The sequence below is a fragment of the Streptomyces sp. NPDC033177 genome (assembly GCF_055577715.1).
The window spans coordinates 180,797-196,608 of record NZ_JBVIPS010000010.1 but is presented as its reverse complement, the minus strand read 5'-3'; the positions used below and the strand labels follow the sequence as shown (position 1 = coordinate 196,608).

General features: G+C 68.8%; 17 protein-coding genes. 4 read left to right on the top strand and 13 right to left on the bottom strand.

Going from position 1 to position 15,812, the window contains the following annotated elements:
- The first annotated feature begins 11 nt into the window (after window positions 1-11).
- Entirely contained in the window at window positions 12-791 is a 780-nt protein-coding gene (locus ACZ5U5_RS31635; protein WP_469028488.1) for an NUDIX hydrolase, read from the top strand.
- A gap of 49 nt (window positions 792-840) precedes the next feature.
- Window positions 841-2,043 carry a MarP family serine protease gene (locus tag ACZ5U5_RS31630; protein WP_469028485.1) on the top strand — a complete coding sequence of 401 codons (1,203 nt, stop codon included), beginning with the start codon at window positions 841-843 and terminating at the stop codon, window positions 2,041-2,043.
- Between the two features lie 72 nt (window positions 2,044-2,115).
- Here the strand turns inward: ACZ5U5_RS31630 and ACZ5U5_RS31625 are convergent, their stop codons facing one another.
- From ACZ5U5_RS31625 to ACZ5U5_RS31585, 9 genes are all read right to left on the bottom strand, one after another.
- On the bottom strand, window positions 2,116-2,307 hold the full coding sequence (locus ACZ5U5_RS31625; RefSeq protein WP_469028482.1) for a hypothetical protein: 192 nt from the start codon (window positions 2,305-2,307) through the stop codon (window positions 2,116-2,118).
- 138 nt (window positions 2,308-2,445) lie between these two features.
- Window positions 2,446-3,393: an alpha/beta fold hydrolase gene (locus ACZ5U5_RS31620; RefSeq protein WP_451215196.1), complete on the bottom strand. Its 948-nt coding sequence runs from the start codon at window positions 3,391-3,393 to the stop codon at window positions 2,446-2,448.
- Window positions 3,390-3,896, bottom strand: a complete 507-nt coding sequence (locus ACZ5U5_RS31615) for a phage holin family protein (RefSeq protein ID WP_469028478.1) — start codon at window positions 3,894-3,896, stop codon at window positions 3,390-3,392. The genes ACZ5U5_RS31620 and ACZ5U5_RS31615 overlap by 4 nt, the downstream gene beginning before the upstream one ends.
- Window positions 3,897-3,994: 98 nt before the next feature.
- Window positions 3,995-5,404: a Na+/H+ antiporter NhaA gene (nhaA, locus tag ACZ5U5_RS31610; RefSeq protein ID WP_469028476.1), complete on the bottom strand. Its 1,410-nt coding sequence runs from the start codon at window positions 5,402-5,404 to the stop codon at window positions 3,995-3,997.
- A 211-nt stretch (window positions 5,405-5,615) separates the two neighbouring features.
- A complete protein-coding gene (acs, locus tag ACZ5U5_RS31605; protein WP_469028951.1) occupies window positions 5,616-7,553 on the bottom strand; it encodes an acetate--CoA ligase in 1,938 nt (645 codons plus the stop codon).
- Window positions 7,554-7,813: 260 nt separating this feature from the next.
- Window positions 7,814-8,947 carry a methyltransferase domain-containing protein gene (locus ACZ5U5_RS31600; RefSeq protein WP_469028474.1) on the bottom strand — a complete coding sequence of 378 codons (1,134 nt, stop codon included), beginning with the start codon at window positions 8,945-8,947 and terminating at the stop codon, window positions 7,814-7,816.
- On the bottom strand, window positions 8,944-9,816 hold the full coding sequence (locus tag ACZ5U5_RS31595; protein ID WP_469028471.1) for a radical SAM/SPASM domain-containing protein: 873 nt from the start codon (window positions 9,814-9,816) through the stop codon (window positions 8,944-8,946). Before ACZ5U5_RS31595 ends, ACZ5U5_RS31600 begins: the two co-directional genes overlap by 4 nt.
- 73 nt (window positions 9,817-9,889) lie before the next feature.
- Window positions 9,890-10,363, bottom strand: coding sequence for a hypothetical protein (locus ACZ5U5_RS31590; protein WP_469028469.1), 474 nt, complete (start codon window positions 10,361-10,363; stop codon window positions 9,890-9,892).
- Window positions 10,364-10,389: 26 nt separating this feature from the next.
- A complete protein-coding gene (locus tag ACZ5U5_RS31585; protein WP_469028467.1) occupies window positions 10,390-10,629 on the bottom strand; it encodes a DUF7848 domain-containing protein in 240 nt (79 codons plus the stop codon).
- Window positions 10,630-11,041: 412 nt separating this feature from the next.
- Here ACZ5U5_RS31585 and ACZ5U5_RS31580 point away from each other — a divergent pair, with 412 nt between their 5' ends.
- Together ACZ5U5_RS31580 and ACZ5U5_RS31575 are read left to right on the top strand one after the other, a co-directional pair.
- A complete protein-coding gene (locus ACZ5U5_RS31580; RefSeq protein ID WP_469028464.1) occupies window positions 11,042-11,905 on the top strand; it encodes a helix-turn-helix domain-containing protein in 864 nt (287 codons plus the stop codon).
- The gene (locus tag ACZ5U5_RS31575) at window positions 11,902-12,114 is read left to right on the top strand and encodes a DUF397 domain-containing protein (protein ID WP_469028462.1); all 213 of its coding nucleotides are present in this window, start codon (window positions 11,902-11,904) and stop codon (window positions 12,112-12,114) included. The genes ACZ5U5_RS31580 and ACZ5U5_RS31575 overlap by 4 nt, the downstream gene beginning before the upstream one ends.
- Window positions 12,115-12,176: 62 nt before the next feature.
- On the opposite strand, the gene ACZ5U5_RS31570 is transcribed toward ACZ5U5_RS31575, so the two are convergent.
- From ACZ5U5_RS31570 to ACZ5U5_RS31555, 4 genes are all read right to left on the bottom strand, one after another.
- Window positions 12,177-12,518, bottom strand: a complete 342-nt coding sequence (locus tag ACZ5U5_RS31570) for a hypothetical protein (protein WP_469028459.1) — start codon at window positions 12,516-12,518, stop codon at window positions 12,177-12,179.
- Complete coding sequence (locus ACZ5U5_RS31565) at window positions 12,515-12,754, bottom strand: hypothetical protein (RefSeq protein WP_469028457.1); 240 nt, start codon at window positions 12,752-12,754, stop codon at window positions 12,515-12,517. Before ACZ5U5_RS31565 ends, ACZ5U5_RS31570 begins: the two co-directional genes overlap by 4 nt.
- Window positions 12,755-12,886: 132 nt before the next feature.
- Window positions 12,887-13,807, bottom strand: coding sequence for a peptidoglycan recognition protein family protein (locus tag ACZ5U5_RS31560; RefSeq protein WP_469028455.1), 921 nt, complete (start codon window positions 13,805-13,807; stop codon window positions 12,887-12,889).
- Between the two features lie 236 nt (window positions 13,808-14,043).
- A complete protein-coding gene (locus ACZ5U5_RS31555; RefSeq protein ID WP_469028452.1) occupies window positions 14,044-15,633 on the bottom strand; it encodes a right-handed parallel beta-helix repeat-containing protein in 1,590 nt (529 codons plus the stop codon).
- Window positions 15,634-15,812 lie beyond the last annotated feature (179 nt).

Below are 15,812 nucleotides of genomic sequence, written 5' to 3'. Positions count from 1 at the left end.
CGGGGGTGCAGATGACGCACGCGAGCGACACGAGCGAGACAACCGACACGAGCGATACGCACATGAGCGATGGGAACGGCTTCCAGGGACGCGGCGGCACAGCTGGCCCCGACGGAAACGTGCGCCCTGTGCGCCTCAGTACTGAAGGCCTCCCCGCCTGGCTGGATCCGGTCGCACACGCGGCCGAGACGGTCCGACCGACCCAACTCAGCCGCTTCCTGCCCCCGGAGAGCGGCGCCGGACGCCAGTCCGCCGTACTGGTCCTCTTCGGAGAGGGCACACACGGCCCCGAGCTGCTCCTGATGGAGCGTTCCGGCAGCCTTCGCTCGCACGCGGGCCAGCCCTCCTTCCCCGGCGGCTCCCTCGACCCCGAGGACGGCGATCCGCTCGACGACGGCCCCTTGCGCGCCGCCCTGCGCGAGGCCGAGGAGGAGACCGGGCTCGATCCCCGGGGCGTCCAGCTCTTCGGCGTGCTGCCCAAGCTCTTCATCCCGGTGAGCAATTTCGTCGTCACGCCCGTACTGGGTTGGTGGCGATCACCCAGTCCCGTCGGCGTCGTCGATCCGGCCGAGACGGCCCGCGTCTTCACGGTCCCCGTGTCCGATCTCACGGATCCCGGCAACCGCGCGACGACGGTTCATCCGAGCGGCCACCAAGGCCCGGCCTTCCTCGTCGAATCCGCTCTGGTCTGGGGTTTTACGGCTGGAGTGATCGACAGAATCCTGCACTTCGCAGGCTGGGAGCGCCCCTGGGACCGCACCAAGCAGGTGCCGCTCGACTGGCGCGCATGACAAGGTTGCGGGGACGTGGCGACCGCGATGCGAGGCGAGGATTGAATCGGTGAACGTGCTGGACATCCTTTTGGTGGTCGCCGCCGTATGGTTCGCGGTCGTCGGCTACCGCCAGGGATTCGTCGTCGGCATCCTGTCGGTGATCGGTTTTCTGGGCGGCGGACTCGTCGCGGTGTACCTGCTGCCCATCATCTGGGGCGCCCTCACGGACGACGAGGGAGCGGTGGGCACGACGGCCGCCGTCGTGGCCGTGGTCATCGTGATCGTCTGTGCCTCCATCGGCCAGGCCTTCACCACGCACCTGGGCAACAAGCTCCGCCGGTACATCACTTGGCAGCCGGCCCGCGCCCTGGACGCCACGGGCGGCGCGCTGGTCAACGTACTGGCGATGCTCCTGGTCGCCTGGCTGATCGGCTCCGCCCTCGCGGGCACGACACTGCCGACGGTCGGCAAGGAAGTACGCAACTCCAAGATCCTGCTCGGCGTTTCGCGCACGCTGCCCGACCAGGCGGACACCTGGTTCGCGGACTTCTCCTCGGTCCTTGCGCGCAACGGCTTCCCGCAGGTCTTCAGCCCGTTCTCGAACGAGCCCATCACCGAGGTCCAGGCCCCCGACCCCAAGCTCGCCAAGAGCGAGGTCGCCACGAAGGCCCGTCGCTCCATCGTGAAGGTGCAGGGCGAGGCGCGCGGCTGCGGCAAGGTCCTCGAAGGCACCGGCTTCGTCTTCTCCGAGCGCCGCGTGATGACCAACGCGCACGTGGTCGGCGGCGTGGACGAGCCGACGGTGCAGATAGGCGGAGACGGCAGGACGTACGACGCGAAGGTCGTGCTCTACGACTGGGAGCGCGACATCGCCGTACTGGACGTGCCGACGCTCGACGCGCCCGCGCTGCAGTTCACGTCGAAGGACGCGGCCAGCGGTGACAACGCGATCGTCGCGGGCTTTCCGGAGAACGGCCCGTACGACGTCCGCCCCGCGCGCGTGCGGGGTCGCATCACGGCCAACGGCCCGGACATCTACCACCGGGGCACCGTGCGCCGCGACGTGTACTCGCTCTACGCGACCGTCCGCCAGGGCAACTCGGGCGGGCCGCTGCTCACGCCCGAAGGCAAGGTGTACGGCGTGGTGTTCGCGAAGTCGCTCGACGACCCGGACACCGGATACGCCCTCACCGCCGACGAGGTCCGCGAGGACATCAAGGCAGGCCGCACCGCCAACCAAGAGGTCGACAGCGAGGGCTGCGCGCTCTAGCCGGCGCGCAGTCGGGGGAGCAGCCGGATCGGTCCGGATCAGTCGCGCGTATGCCCAGGTCGCGCGTATGTCTCAGTCGCGCGTATGCCTCAGCCGCGCCGAGACCCAGCGGGCCCTGCGGCGCAGGATGCGGGGGATGCCGATGCCTTGAGCGGGGCCTTCATGGCCCGGATCATGGGGACCGCCCCTCATCTCACGGCTGTTCAGCGCGATGGCTGAGCGGCGGTTGCGTGCTGCGTCACTGTAGTCGTGCGTCCAGCCCATACCCCGACGTGTGCCCGTGCCCCAAGGTCGGTAATCGCGCGCACGGGCCCCAATTGGCCTATGCGGGAGGCAATTGGCCGTTCGAAGAACTGGTGTTCCCCTGGCTTGGATTCGACCCCGCACACGCGTCCGTACGGCCTACCGGTCCGGCTCGGGATCCTTCAGCCAGTTGACCAGCTCGGTGGAGAAGGCGACGGGGTCCTCCTCCTGCGGAAAGTGCCCCAGACCGTCGAACAGCCGCCACCGGTACGGTGCTTCGACGTACTCGCCCGAGCCGGCGGCGCTGCGCGTGCGCATCACGGGGTCCAGCGAGCCGTGCAGATGCAGCGTGGGAACCCGCACGGGGCGCTTCATGCGCCGGTTGAACTGGATGCCGTCGGGGCGGGCCATCGACCGCACCATCCAGCGGTACGGCTCGACCGAGCAGTGCGCCGTCGACGGGATCGTCATGGCACGGCGGTACGTCTCCACCGACTCGTCGTCCGGCAGCCGCGGCCCCGACCAGTCCCGCACCAGACGCCCCACCAGAGCGGCGTCATCGGCGACGAGTTGACGCTCCGGCACCCACGGCCGCTGAAAGCCCCACACGTACGAGGCCGCGGCGGTCTGCCTGCGGTCCGACAACATCGCCGAGCGCCAGCGCCGCGGGTGCGGCATCGAGGAGACGGCGAGGCGGCGCACCAGTTTGGGCCGCATCACGGCCGCCGTCCACGCGAGGTAGCCGCCCAGGTCGTGCCCGACGAGCGCGGCATCCGGCTCGCCGAGCGACCGTACGACGCCCGTGATGTCGAGCGCGAGGTTCGCCGGGTCGTAACCCCGTGGCGTACGGTCGCTGCCGCCCACGCCCCGCAGGTCCATCGCGACCGCCCGGAAACCCGCGTCGGCGAGCGCCACCATCTGGTGCCGCCAGGTCCACCAGAACTGCGGGAAGCCGTGCAGCAGCAGGACGAGCGGCCCGTCACCCATCTCGGCGATGTGGAAGCGGGCGCCGTTGGCGGCGACGTCCCGATGGGTCCACGGTCCTTCGATGCGTACGAGTGACGCGGGTTGGGCCGGATGGGGGGCGGGCGTGGCGGGGTCCGTCATGAAGACGAGCGTGCCACAGCCGCAGGCTTCTCACCGCCACGGTCGAGGGTGGCGCCCACGGCGGGCGCGGGGCCGATCGAACGCGGGTGCGGCTTCACGTTCTGCAGTACGGCAGCCGTCTGCTTGGCCGATGCGGCGGCCTTCTGCGGCCCCTTGCCCTTCTTGGCCTTCTTGGCGAAGACGACGCCGATCAGGGCGAGCACGCCCGCGACCAGCACGTTCGCCGCGAAGGAGAGCACGAAGCAGATGGCCATGTTCCAGCCGCTCCAGGTACGGATGCCGTACGCCAGGGCGAAGCTCAGCATCGGCAGCGAGAAGAGCAGCACCGCCCCCGCGGCGGCGAACGCGCCGCCGCCGACCGCACCCCGCTTGACGTCCTGCCGCAGCTGGGCCTTGGCCAGCGCGATCTCGTCGTGCACCAGCGCCGACATCTCGCTGGTCGCCGTGGAGACCAGCTGGCCGAGGCTGCGTTCGGTGCCGACGGGCCCGTCGGGTGCGCTCATCGCTTCTCCCCTTCTCCGTAAGCCTGCGTAAGCCTGCTCACATACGTCTGTTCCGGTACGACCGCTCAGCTCAGTCTGCGCAGTCAAGTCTGCTCAGATCATGCCGGACCGTCGTCCTCGGCGCGTGCCCCGGCCGACACTTCGGCAAGCCTGCGGTGTTCGGCCGCCTTCTTCTCATAGATCGCGGCCATCCGCAGGTGGTACTCCGGCTTGTCCTGTTCGTACACGTCCGGGATGCCGTCGAGGTCGTCGTCGCGCTCCTCGTGCTCGTACAGCGCGCGGTAGCGGGCGTTGCGCACCTTGAGCAGGATCCCTGAAAGCACGGCCGCGATGAGAGACCCCATCAGGACGGCTGCCTTGATCTCGTCGGTGAGCAGTGGGTCCTCGGCGAAGGCGAGTTCACCGATCAGGAGCGAGACGGTGAAGCCGATACCGGCCAGCGAGGCGACCGCGAACACGTCCGCCCAGGCGAGTTCCTCGTTGAGCTCGGCCTTGGTGAAGCGGGCCGCGAGCCAGGTGCCGCCGAAGATGCCGACCGCCTTGCCGACCACGAGACCGAGGACGACACCGAGCGTCTCCGGCTTGCTGAACACGTCCCCCAGCGCGCCGCCCGACACCGCGACACCGGCGCTGAACAGCGCGAACAGCGGTACGGCGAGTCCCGCCGAGAGGGGACGCACCAAGTGCTCGATGTGCTCGCCCGGCGAGTGCTCCTCGCCCTCGCGGCGGGTGCAGCGCAGCATCAGGCCCATCGAGACACCGGCGATCGTGGCGTGGATGCCGCTGTTGTACATCAAGCCCCAGATGACCAGGGCCAGCGGAACGTAGACGTACCAGCCGCGTACTTCCTTGCGGAGCAGCAGCCAGAAGACCGCGAGGCCGATGAACGCGCCGCCGAGCGCCGCGAAGTCGAGGTCGCTGGTGAAGAACACCGCGATGATCAGGATCGCGAAGAGATCGTCGACGACGGCGAGCGTGAGCAGGAAGGCGCGCAGCGCGGACGGCAGCGAGGTGCCGATGACCGCGAGGACGGCGAGCGCGAAGGCGATGTCGGTGGCGGTCGGCACCGCCCAGCCACTCAGGGAGCCGCCGCCGACGGTGTTGACCAGGACGTATACGAGAGCGGGTACGGCCATGCCGCAGAGCGCGGCGATGACGGGCAGCGCGGCGGCCTTCGGGTCGCGCAGGTCGCCCGCGACGAGCTCACGCTTGAGTTCGATGCCGGCGACGAAGAAGAAGACGGCCAGCAGTCCGTCGGCCGCCCAGTGCGCGAGGGAGAGGTCCAGGCCGAGGGCGGAGGGCCCGACGTGGAAGCCGCTCACGGTCTCGTACGATCCGCCGGCGGTGTTCGCCCAGATCAGCGCGGTGACCGCGGCCACGAGGAGGAGGACGCCACCGACGGTCTCGGCACGCAGCGCGTTCGCGACGAAGTTCCGTTCGGGCAGCGAGAGCCGGCCGAGGACCTTGCGGTTGTTGCGGGGTGCGTTGCTGGGTGCGGGCGCGGCCACGGGGGTCGACCTCCGGTCGGTAGGCAGGACAAAACACTTGCCGACCAGACTTCCCGGCGCACCTAGGTTCTTCTTGTCGCGATGTTGTCGCGATGTTGACGCGGTCCTCAGCGTACCCAACATGCGACCGGACCTATCCGGCGATCGTCACTTTATGCGCAAGAGGGGCACCCGGCGCGGTGCCGGATGCCCCTCGTCGACTCGGTTCTGACTAGTCCTCGCTCGGCGCGGCCGGCAGCTTGGTCTGGATCAGGTCCATCACGGAGGAGTCCGTGAGGGTGGTGACGTCACCCAGCTCGCGGTTCTCGGCGACGTCGCGGAGCAGCCGCCGCATGATCTTCCCGGAGCGCGTCTTCGGCAGCTCGGCCACCGGGAGGATGCGCTTGGGCTTGGCGATCGGGCCGAGCGTCGCGCCCACGTGGTTGCGCAGGTCGGCCACGAGGCCCTCGTCGTCGGCGTTCGCCGTGCCCCGCAGGATCACGAACGCGACGATGGCCTGCCCGGTGGTCTCGTCGGCCGCGCCCACGACCGCCGCCTCGGCGACCGAGGGGTGGGAGACGAGGGCGGACTCGACCTCGGTGGTGGAGATGTTGTGCCCGGACACGAGCATCACGTCGTCCACCCGGCCCAGGAGCCAGATGTCGCCGTCGTCGTCCTTCTTGGCGCCGTCCCCGGCGAAGTACTTGCCCTCGAAGCGTGACCAGTAGGTGTCCAGGAAGCGCTGGTCATCGCCCCAGATGGTGCGCAGCATGGAGGGCCACGGCTCGGTCAGGACGAGGTAGCCGCCCCCGCCGTCGGGCACCTCGCGGGCCTCGTCGTCGACGACGGTCGCCGAGATGCCCGGCAGGGCGCGCTGGGCGCTGCCCGGCTTGGTCTCGGTGACGCCGGGCAGCGGCGAGATCATCATGGCGCCGGTCTCGGTCTGCCACCAGGTGTCCACGATGGGGCAGGTGTCGGCGCCGATGTTCTTGCGGTACCACATCCAGGCCTCGGGGTTGATCGGCTCACCGACCGAGCCGAGGACGCGCAGGCTGGACAGGTCGAACTTCGCGGGGATGTCGTCGCCCCACTTCATGAACGTCCGGATCGCGGTCGGTGCGGTGTAGAGGATGGTCACGCCGTACTTCTGGACGATCTCCCAGAAGCGCCCCTGGTGCGGGGTGTCGGGCGTGCCCTCGTACATGACCTGCGTCGCGCCGTTGGCCAGCGGACCGTACGTGATGTACGAGTGCCCGGTGACCCAGCCGATGTCGGCCGTGCACCAGTAGACGTCCGTCTCCGGCTTGAGGTCGAAGACGGCGTGGTGGGTGTACGCGGCCTGCGTGAGGTAGCCGCCGGAGGTGTGCAGGATGCCCTTCGGCTTACCCGTCGTCCCCGAGGTGTAGAGGATGAACAGCGGGTTCTCGGCGTCGAAGGCTTCGGGGGCGTGCTCGGCCGACTGGCGCTCGGTCAGCTCGTGCCACCACACGTCGCGGCCCTCGCTCCACGCCACGTCCTGCCCGGTGCGGCGCACGACGAGGACGTGCTCGACGGAGCTTCCCTCGCGTGAGACGGCGTCGTCCACGGCGGGCTTGAGGGCGGCGGGCTTGCCCCTGCGGTAGCCACCGTCGGAGGTGATGACGACCTTGGCGTCGGCGTCCGCCACGCGCTTGGCGATGGCGTCGGCGGAGAACCCGCCGAAGACCACGGAGTGCGCGGCGCCGATGCGGGCGCAGGCCAGCATCGAGATGACCGCCTCGGGGATCATCGGCAGGTAGACGGCGACGCGGTCGCCCTGCTGGACGCCCAGCTCGGTCAGCGCGTTGGCCGCCCGGCTGACCTCGTCCTTGAGCTCGGCGTAGGTGATGGCCCGGCTGTCGCCGGGCTCACCCTCGAAGTGGATTGCCACACGGTCGCCGTGGCCCGCCTCGACGTGACGGTCCACGCAGTTGTACGCGACGTTCAGCTTGCCGTCGGCGAACCACTTGGCGAACGGCGGGTTCGTCCAGTCGAGCGTCTCGGTCGGCTCGGTGGCCCAGGTCAGCCGGCGGGCCTGCTCGGCCCAGAAGCCGAGCCGGTCAGCCTTGGCCTGTTCGTACGCCTCCGCGGTGACGTTGGCGTTGGCCGCCAGGTCGGCCGGCGGCGCGAACCTTCGCTCTTCTTTAAGCATGTTGGCGATGGACGGACGCTCGTTCACTGGTGGGCTCCCAACAACATGCAGACAATTCCGGCTCGTGGTTTAGACCAATCTCGCAACCGCTTGGATTCTTCTGCGGTTGTGAGTGCAGGTCAACCCCTTCCGATCCTGGCACTTGGGGCACGCTGGGGTACAGCGGGGCGGCATGTGTTGCTGTGCCCGACGTGCGCGCGAACGGATACAGCAGCGCGCCCCCTGAGGCTCACCTAGGGGGCGCGCTGCGCCGTCAACGGTTAAAGCGTGGCGTGCCACTTGCCGCGGGCGAGGACGGTGCGGCCGTCGGGGCTGATGAAGACTCGGGCGCCCCGCACGGGGAGTTCCCCGGTGGCGAGCCAGTCGTGACGGATGCCGTCGAGGATGTCCCACAGGCGGCGGGGCCCGCCCTGGTGGACGGTGGGCCGGTCGGTGCCGCTGGCGGTCGCACGGGCCCATGAACGGTCGGCGTGGACCATGATCGCGGTGCGTTGTCCGTCGTGCTCGCGGTACTCGTGCACGATGCCGGGGGCTGTGACGCTGAGCATGGAATCGAGGTCCCATGCCTGCTCGACGTCGACGACTGGATACGGGCCGGTCGTGACCCTGTCGCCGTCCTGGTGGCGGGCGACGTCGAGCACTGGGGCGAGGCTGGGCGGGTAGTCGTCGCCGTGGCGTACGGGCATGAATCCCGCGCGGTCCCACAGCACGCGGCCGGTGGCGCCGCCGTCGTTGTCCTTGTCTGCGGTGATGAGGAGTGAGGTGCCCGCGATGGTGGTCACGAGTCGCCCGCCACGGCAGAGCGCGGTGAGCCAGCTTGGCGGGATGGTGCGCACAGAGACCATGGACACGAGTCGGTCGGTGCTCTCGGCGGCGACGGGGAGTGGGCCGGTGGCGTCCGCGGTCTCGACGCGGGGGCCGAGGGCGATGGTGTCGAGCCGTTCCCGTGCGGCCTCGACGAGGTAGGGGTCGACGTCCACGCTCGTCACCTGCTCGGAGTGCAGACGGCGGGCGGCGAGGGCTGTGCCGTATCCGGTGCCGGTGCCGACGTAGAGCAGTTGGTCGCCGTCTTCGAGGTAGGCGTGTCGCAGCATGTTTACGACGAGAGTTGGCAGGGTGGCGGAGGATGTGGGGCGGCCGGCGGGGTGGTCGTCGGCCTTTGCGCGGTCGGCGTGGTGTGGGCCGACGCGGGTCACGAGGGATGTGTCGCGGTAGGTGGCGGCGTACCACTGGCCTTCGTCGTGTGGGGCTTGCGGGGTCCATCCGTCGTCAGTGCGCTCCCACCAGCGGGGTACGAACAGGTGGCGCGGGGTGCCTGCCACGTGTTCGCGCCATCGCGATGAGCGGTGGGTGACGTCCTCGGCGAGGGCTTGCGCGTGTGGTCGCCAGTTCACGCGGTGGCCTCCAGAGAGAGGGGGGCGGCGGGGGTGGTGTAGGCGGGGTTGCACGCGGGGGTGTTGCTGGGGTCGCAGTCGTTGGTGTCGTCGGGGGTGCATCCGGCGCGCGGTGTGGGGATGGTCGCTGTGATTTCAGACCATAGGGCGTCGTGCAGGATCTCGCGTAGGGGCCGTTCGCGGACGTTTCCGGCTTCCAGGAAGCGGCTCAGGATGCAGCCGGACACGTTGCCGTCGGGGTCGATGGATACGCGGTGGCGGAAGCAGTGGCCGCACAGTTCATCGACGGTGGGGATGGTGTCCGCGGCGGCGCGGCCCACCTTGCGGGCGCGGTCGACGTCGACGCGTTTCACGCCGAGGGCGTGTAGCTCGGCCTCGGCTTCCGCGACGCGTTGTCCGGGGTTGACCTCGACGACTCCGACGCGCAAGGGGATGCCGCGGTCGAGGGCTTCGAGGATGTTCGCGCGGGTGCGGTTGTGGCTGCCCTTGCCCTGAGTGATCTGCTCGTGCTGCTCGGCCTGGTCGGAGTAGTAGGAGGTGGCGAGGACGACGCCGGGGCGGTCGAACGCATGCCAGAGGGCGGGGCGAATGTGGGTCAGGTTGCTGTAGATCTCGACGAACAGGCCCAGTTCCGCGGCGCGTTCGATGTAGTGGGGCAGGTACGGCGAGAGGGTGGGCTCGCCGCCGATCAGCTGCACGGCGGGGATGCCGAGGGCGGCGACGTCAGTGATGACCTCATCCCAGTTGTCGCGGGTCATGAGGCCCGAACTCACCTTGGGGCCGGACATGGTGCAGCAGTGCGTGCATTGGAGATCACAGGTGCCGGTGATCTCCAACTCGACAGAGCGGATGGTGTCGAGGGCGTTCATACGTGCGTCCTCTCGGTTGGGTGAGAGACGCGGCCCGGCTCGGGGTGAGCGCGGGCCGCTGTTGGGCCCGCCCCTACCGCAGGAAGGGCCGTTGCGGGGGAGCCTCGACCGGTCGACCGCGGTAGGGGGCGGGAGCCTGGGGCGGCGGTAGGTAGCCGCGCGCGTGGGTGAGGATGGGCCGCGCTGTAAGTGCGTAGCTCGTTTGGTCGTCTGTGACGGTGAAGGCGTAGAGGCCGCCGTCGCGCATCGCGGTGAGCGCCTGGTCGTGCTCGGCGACGTCAGTGGGCCATGCCCGCAGGGCGGTTGCCGGGTCGAGGGCCGGGTCGGATGCGGCGACTCGCAGGGCACGCGGCGGCATCCACTGTGTGTCGAGGGGTGGGTCGATCAGGTCGGCTAAGCGCGATGCCTGGGAAGTGAGCCAGCGCAGGGCGAGGCGTGGCGAGGGTGCGGCGTACCCGGCGAGCAGCCACTCGCGGTCGCCGTGCGCTGCCGGTTCGGCGAGCGTGCACTCGCACCACAATCCGTTGTGCGCCGGTGGCACGTGCACTTGCCAGGGCTCGCACATGAGGGCCGTCACAGGATTGCCCTGGGCTCGGCGCGGTAAGGGCGCGTGAGGTGCTCGCGGTATGCGAGGTGCGTCGGGTTGGTCTTCAGGTGGTTGACCACCCAGTCGAGCGGCTCGTCGACGTTCTCGGCTGTGGGGCTGGCTTGCTCGCAGTGCGCGCATTCCATGCAGTGGGTGATGGGTTCGCCGTCCGGTTCCGGGTTCGGCTCTAGGTGGTACTCGCGGAACGCGTAGAGGGTGCGCGTCATCTCGGGCCCTCGCTTCGCGGAATGCCGAGGTGTGCGTCGATTCGGCGCGCTAAGTCCTCGGCCAAGGCGTCGAGTTCGGATAAGGGGCACATGCCGTCGGGTGCCTGGCTCGCGCTGTCTTCCGCGCTCGACGCGTGGTCATCGGGGTGGGGCTGGTAGTTCATGGGGGCGGCCTTCAATCAAATGTGGCGGCTTGGTGCATGACGGCACCTGTCCCATGCACTCAGTCGCGAGATGAGTGCACTACGTCACACCCAGAGTGCTCCTCAACTCACCTCGCGTGCAACCTACTCACTCAATAAATGCAAAATTGCACGGCGTCGTTGACGATCCGGCATAGCGTGCACGTGGGCGGTAGCCTCACGATCACGCAGGCGGCAGACTGGCCGGTAAGGGGAAGGGGGTAGGGCCCTTGAGCGCTCCGACAGTGCGCAGGAGACGACTGGGCGCGAAGCTGAAGACCCGTCGCGATGAACTCGGTTGGACGCTTGAAGATGTCGCCGAGAAGAGCGGCGGACGTCTCAACACGGCGAAGGTCAGCCGGATCGAAGCTGCACGCGTTGCCGCGCGACAGGCCGATGTCGAGCTACTGCTCGACCTCTACGGCATCGACGACGCGGAACTTCGTTCTGCCTTGCTCGCCCTCACTCGCGAGGGTGCTCGCCGCGGCTGGTGGCAGTCGTACCGCGCCGTCCTGTCTCCCGTGTACGAGGACCTGATCTCTCTTGAGGCCGACGCGACATCGGTTCGTACATGGCAGATAGGCGTGATTCCGGGGCTTCTCCAAACGGGTGACTACGCCCGCGAGTTCATGACCAGTATCGGCATGTCGGCGGCGGTCGAGGACAAGATCGACGCGCTTGTCGAGGTCAGGCTCGCCCGTCAGGCCGTACTGACCTCGCGCGAGGGACCCCTCACCCTGTGGGCCATCATCGGAGAGGGCGCACTACGTACGCAGTGCGTCGGCCAAGGCGTCATGCGGGACCAACTCGCCCGCCTGCTCGCGCTAAGTCGGCGACCCAACATCAACATTCAAATCCTGCCGACCGACGCCCCACCCCATGTCGGTCAGATGGGTTCTTACTCGATCCTCGGATTCGAGGATCACGTCGACCTCGATGTCGTCCACGTAGAGAGCCTCACTTCAGCGATCTACGTCGAGGACAGCACGCAGGTAGGCGACTACCGAGACGCGTTCGAACGATTGCGCGCTGCTGCTCTACCAGTTGAGGCGTCCGTGAAACGCATCGCACAGATAAAGGAAGAACACACATGAGCCACCACATCGCCGACGCTTCGACTCTCGCCGTGACGTGGTGGAAGTCGTCCGCATCCGGGACGCAGTCCGACTGCGTCGAGGCGGGGATCATCGACGAGCAGTTCGTCGCCCTTCGGGACAGCAAGCGTCCCACCGGTGCGGCGCTGCTCCTCGACCGCCACGCGCTTCAGGCATTCGTCGAGGGCATCAAGGCCGACCAGATCTGACCACAAACACAAAGAGCGCCCCCCGCACAGCCGCGAACGGCCGTACGGGGGGCGTGGTGCGTCTATCGGGCGGCGAGCTGCCACAGAGACAGAGTGAGGCCGGTGAGGGCGACCAGGCCGGCCACGGATGGCAGCGGCCACCGAGCGCGTTCGAGGGCGTCGAGGCGGGCTAGGTCGCGCTTCTGGCGTTCGGTCTCCCCGCGCTCGACAGTGTCGAGGCGGGTGTCGTGGTCGTCGATCCGGCGCGCGTGCTCCTTGATCGCTTCGTCGGTCTGGTCGTGCCGTTGCACCAGTAGCGCGAGGGCGCCGTCGGTGCGGGTGAACCCCACCTCGATCGTCCGCCTGATTCTCTCCAACTCCAGCGCGACGGCGTCCGGATCGGATGGTGAGGGCGAGGTCGTCACGGCGCGGTGGGCTCCTTCACGTCGTCGACCAGGCCGAGGCCGAACCGGTCGAGGATGGCCTCGACGCTGGGCAACGCCATCACGCGGGCGAGGCCGCCCGCGACGGCGAGGCCGCCGGCCACCCACGGCAGGGAGTCGGGCACGCCGGATGCGGTGACGATGCCGGGGAGGGCGACGGCGAACGCCACGGCGCCTTGCAGGACGGTGCGGATGGTGCGCTTGTTCTCGGGGGTCATGGAGGGTTCCTCATTTCGTGAAGTGGGGGAACGGCAACGCCCGCTCCGCGGCGCGGCGGCGGAGCGGGCTGGGCGTGCTCAAGTGTTCGCGTCGGTATGACGAAAAACTTGAGGTTTTTCTCGGCGCGGGGCCTACTTGGCGTAGGCGAGGCGGTGCAGGGCGGCCCAGCCGCGCGGGCCGATGGCCGGGTCGTGGGACTTGCCCGCGGCGCGGTAGGCGGGGTGGGCGTTGTGGAAGCGAGCCACGGCGGCTTGGGTCTGCGGGCCGTATGTGGTGGCCTCGGGCACGCTCTTGGCGAGGTATCCGGCGGCCTTCAGCGCGCGCTGTAGCGGCTTGGCGGACGGGCTCTTTCGGCCGGGGGCGAGGCCCTTGGGGAACGGCGGCGGGGTGTAGGGCTTGGGCTTGCCCGGCGTCGGGGGCTTGCTCGGCTCGTCGTCGTCGAGCAGCTCGTCGACGCGGGCGCGGATCTTGGCCATGGTGAGTGCGGGGCCGCCCTTCTTGCCGATCGGGCCGCGCGGGTCGACCTTGCCGGGCTGCCATTCAAGGTGACCGATGACGGATTCGGCGCCCCACCCGTGCTTGCGGCAGATACCGGCGGCGGCGCGGGCGATGGCCTCGACCTGGACCTCGGGCCACGGGTCGACGTTGTCGCCCATGTTCACGCACTCGAACCCGTAGAAGTAGCGGTTGCCGTCGGCGTTCGCTTCGTTGTCGGCGGGCAGCTTCCGTTCGGCGGTGACGGCGGCGAGTACGTCGTCGTCGCCGAGGCCGGCATGGTTGGCGCGGCCGTAGCCGACCAGGTGCAAGCGGCCGGACTTGTCGATGACGCCGTGACACAGCGGGCCGGGCAGGATGGCGTGCCCGGTGCGGCAGAGGGCGACCGAGTGGGCAGTGCCGGACGTCACGGTGTGGTGGATCATGACGCCGCGCATGGGCCCCCAGGGGCCCTTGTGGTTGCGGTTGTGGCGCGTCCAGTCGCCGACGCCCACGACGTCGACGCCCTCGCCTTCGATGGCGTCGCGGAAGGCGGAAGCAGACAGAGGCGGGGCCATAGAGGAGTCTCCAGACATGAAAAGAGCCCCGGCGCAGTGCGCGGGGCGTGGGTGAGCGGTGGTTGGCCGGGTGGTCTCGCGGCGTAGAGGAAATGCGCTGTGCGGAATCTGTTTGTGCGCCTACGAAGGAGGAGCCTGGGAGGGGGCAGCACCGGCCGCGATTGAGCTCCCCTCCACGGCCGGTCCCGCCTCAACCGTGGTGCCGGTGCCGCGGGAATGCATCGGCACCACGGGACTCAGGCGAGGTCGGTCGCGAGGGTCTGCGGGGCCGGGGACTTGTCGTCGAGGGCGCCCCCGGTGAACTCCGAGCCGCGCCAGTCGTTGCCGTAGCGGGCAACGTTGCTGCACGTGTTCGTCGCGGAGAAACCGTTGATCGCTTCGTTGCCCGACCCGTTGGGCCGGACCTTGTTCCCGGACAGGGAGATGGATGATGCGGTACTACTCAGGCGGATGCCGTAGTACGTGTTGTTCGCCGAGCGTCCGGGGCTCTTGATGTAGCTGTCGCGGATGTGGATGTTGTTGCCGTCCTGGACCAACACCCCATTTCCGCCCGGATACAGGACCTGATTCCCGGTCATCGACGTGTGAGTGCAGGTGACGGCGGTGAGGCCGTGCGAGCCGGGGGTGTAGATCTGGTTACCGGTCACCGCGCCGTTGTCTGCGTTCTCCATCGACACGGCGGTGCCGTCCACGCTGGAGATGGCGTTCCCGGAGATGGCGAACCGCTGTACCTGCTGAAGACGGATGCCGTTCTGTGCGCCGGTGCTTCCGTCGATGGCGTTGTCGCCGATGGTCAGGTTGAGGATCTGCCCGGACGTCTCGCCGAGAGCGACGATCGGCTCGTCGTAACCGCCTCCGCTGCGGAACGTGCAGCCGGTCACGGTGAGGTTGCGCATGGCCTGTGAGGCGCCGGTCTGCGTGCCGTCAGGCCGCTTGGTGTCCTCGGTGTCGGTGAGGATCACAGTGCGGAAGCGCACCCCGGAACCACAGCTGCTGAAGTTGCAGCCGGTCACGGCGACGTCTTCCCAGTTGTAGGCACTGACGGCGTACTGAGTGACGCCCTCAAAGGTGCAGTCGGAGACCCGTATTCGGCGGTGATATTTGGTGATTGTCGCGGAGTGCGAACCGACACCGCGCGGCCACGCCGTGGTGAGGCTGGTGCCGGACGCCCCGAAGTAGCAGCCGGATATGAGGATGTCTTCGCACGGCGTGTGGTCGTAGGGACCGAACCCGCCGAACACCCCCGTTGACTTGGCCAAGTCGAGTTGCACGGCCTCGGAGAAGTCGCGGGCGCCGGGGTCGTAGTAGCCCAGGAACCGGCAGTTCTCGATGGTTCCGCGCTTCGTCGAGTTGAGTTCGATGGCGTGGTAGCCGGACACGTCCCGTATCTCGACGTCCCGAATGGTGATGTCACGCGCGTGCCCGATGCTGATGCACATCGCCGACGCGGTCAGGCCCGGTGCGGTGCCCTGGCAGTCCCAGACACCCCCCTCGATCGTGATCCCGCCGTGGCCGGTGTAGCCGCCCAGGTTCTGTGCGGCGTCGCCGTTGATGAGCATGGTCTCGGCGGCGCCGCGCACGAAACGGGCTCCAGGGAGCAGGGTCAACCGGGTGTTGCGGTAGATGCGGAGCGGAAGTGTCGCGAGCAGGTAGGTACCGGGCGGGACGATGACCCAACCCCCGCGGATCTTGGCGGCGTTCAGCGCGGCCTGAATCGCGGGGGCGTCGTCTATGGTCCCGATGCCGACGGCCCCGTACGCGGTGACGGTGAGAGACTCGGAGAGCCTCTCCAGCATGTATTGGAGGCGTCCGGCAGTCATCTGCATGCCGGGTAGCCACTGGGCAACGGGCGTGGACAGGGGAGACCTCCGGAGTTGTAGTTTCGGGGGATTGGTGTTCAAGCGGGGGCATCTATCGGCCAAACAGGCCCAGTTCCGCTGACGTCCTGAAAGAGTTGCCCTAGGCTGTGAACAGGGCGGTTGTGTATGCGCCGCCCGCAGGCTCC

Excerpts from the sequence above, each read along its gene's own strand:
- ACZ5U5_RS31635 (WP_469028488.1), top strand. The coding sequence starts at position 12 with ATGACGCACGCGAGCGACACGAGCGAGACAACCGACACGAGCGATACG.
- ACZ5U5_RS31625 (WP_469028482.1), bottom strand. The coding sequence starts at position 2,307 with ATGGGCTGGACGCACGACTACAGTGACGCAGCACGCAACCGCCGCTCA.
- ACZ5U5_RS31620 (WP_451215196.1), bottom strand. The coding sequence starts at position 3,393 with ATGACGGACCCCGCCACGCCCGCCCCCCATCCGGCCCAACCCGCGTCA.
- ACZ5U5_RS31615 (WP_469028478.1), bottom strand. The coding sequence starts at position 3,896 with ATGAGCGCACCCGACGGGCCCGTCGGCACCGAACGCAGCCTCGGCCAG.
- acs (WP_469028951.1), bottom strand. The coding sequence starts at position 7,553 with ATGCTTAAAGAAGAGCGAAGGTTCGCGCCGCCGGCCGACCTGGCGGCC.
- ACZ5U5_RS31595 (WP_469028471.1), bottom strand. The coding sequence starts at position 9,816 with ATGAACGCCCTCGACACCATCCGCTCTGTCGAGTTGGAGATCACCGGC.
- ACZ5U5_RS31585 (WP_469028467.1), bottom strand. The coding sequence starts at position 10,629 with ATGACGCGCACCCTCTACGCGTTCCGCGAGTACCACCTAGAGCCGAAC.
- ACZ5U5_RS31575 (WP_469028462.1), top strand. The coding sequence starts at position 11,902 with ATGAGCCACCACATCGCCGACGCTTCGACTCTCGCCGTGACGTGGTGG.
- ACZ5U5_RS31565 (WP_469028457.1), bottom strand. The coding sequence starts at position 12,754 with ATGACCCCCGAGAACAAGCGCACCATCCGCACCGTCCTGCAAGGCGCC.
- ACZ5U5_RS31560 (WP_469028455.1), bottom strand. The coding sequence starts at position 13,807 with ATGGCCCCGCCTCTGTCTGCTTCCGCCTTCCGCGACGCCATCGAAGGC.
- ACZ5U5_RS31555 (WP_469028452.1), bottom strand. The coding sequence starts at position 15,633 with ATGCAGATGACTGCCGGACGCCTCCAATACATGCTGGAGAGGCTCTCC.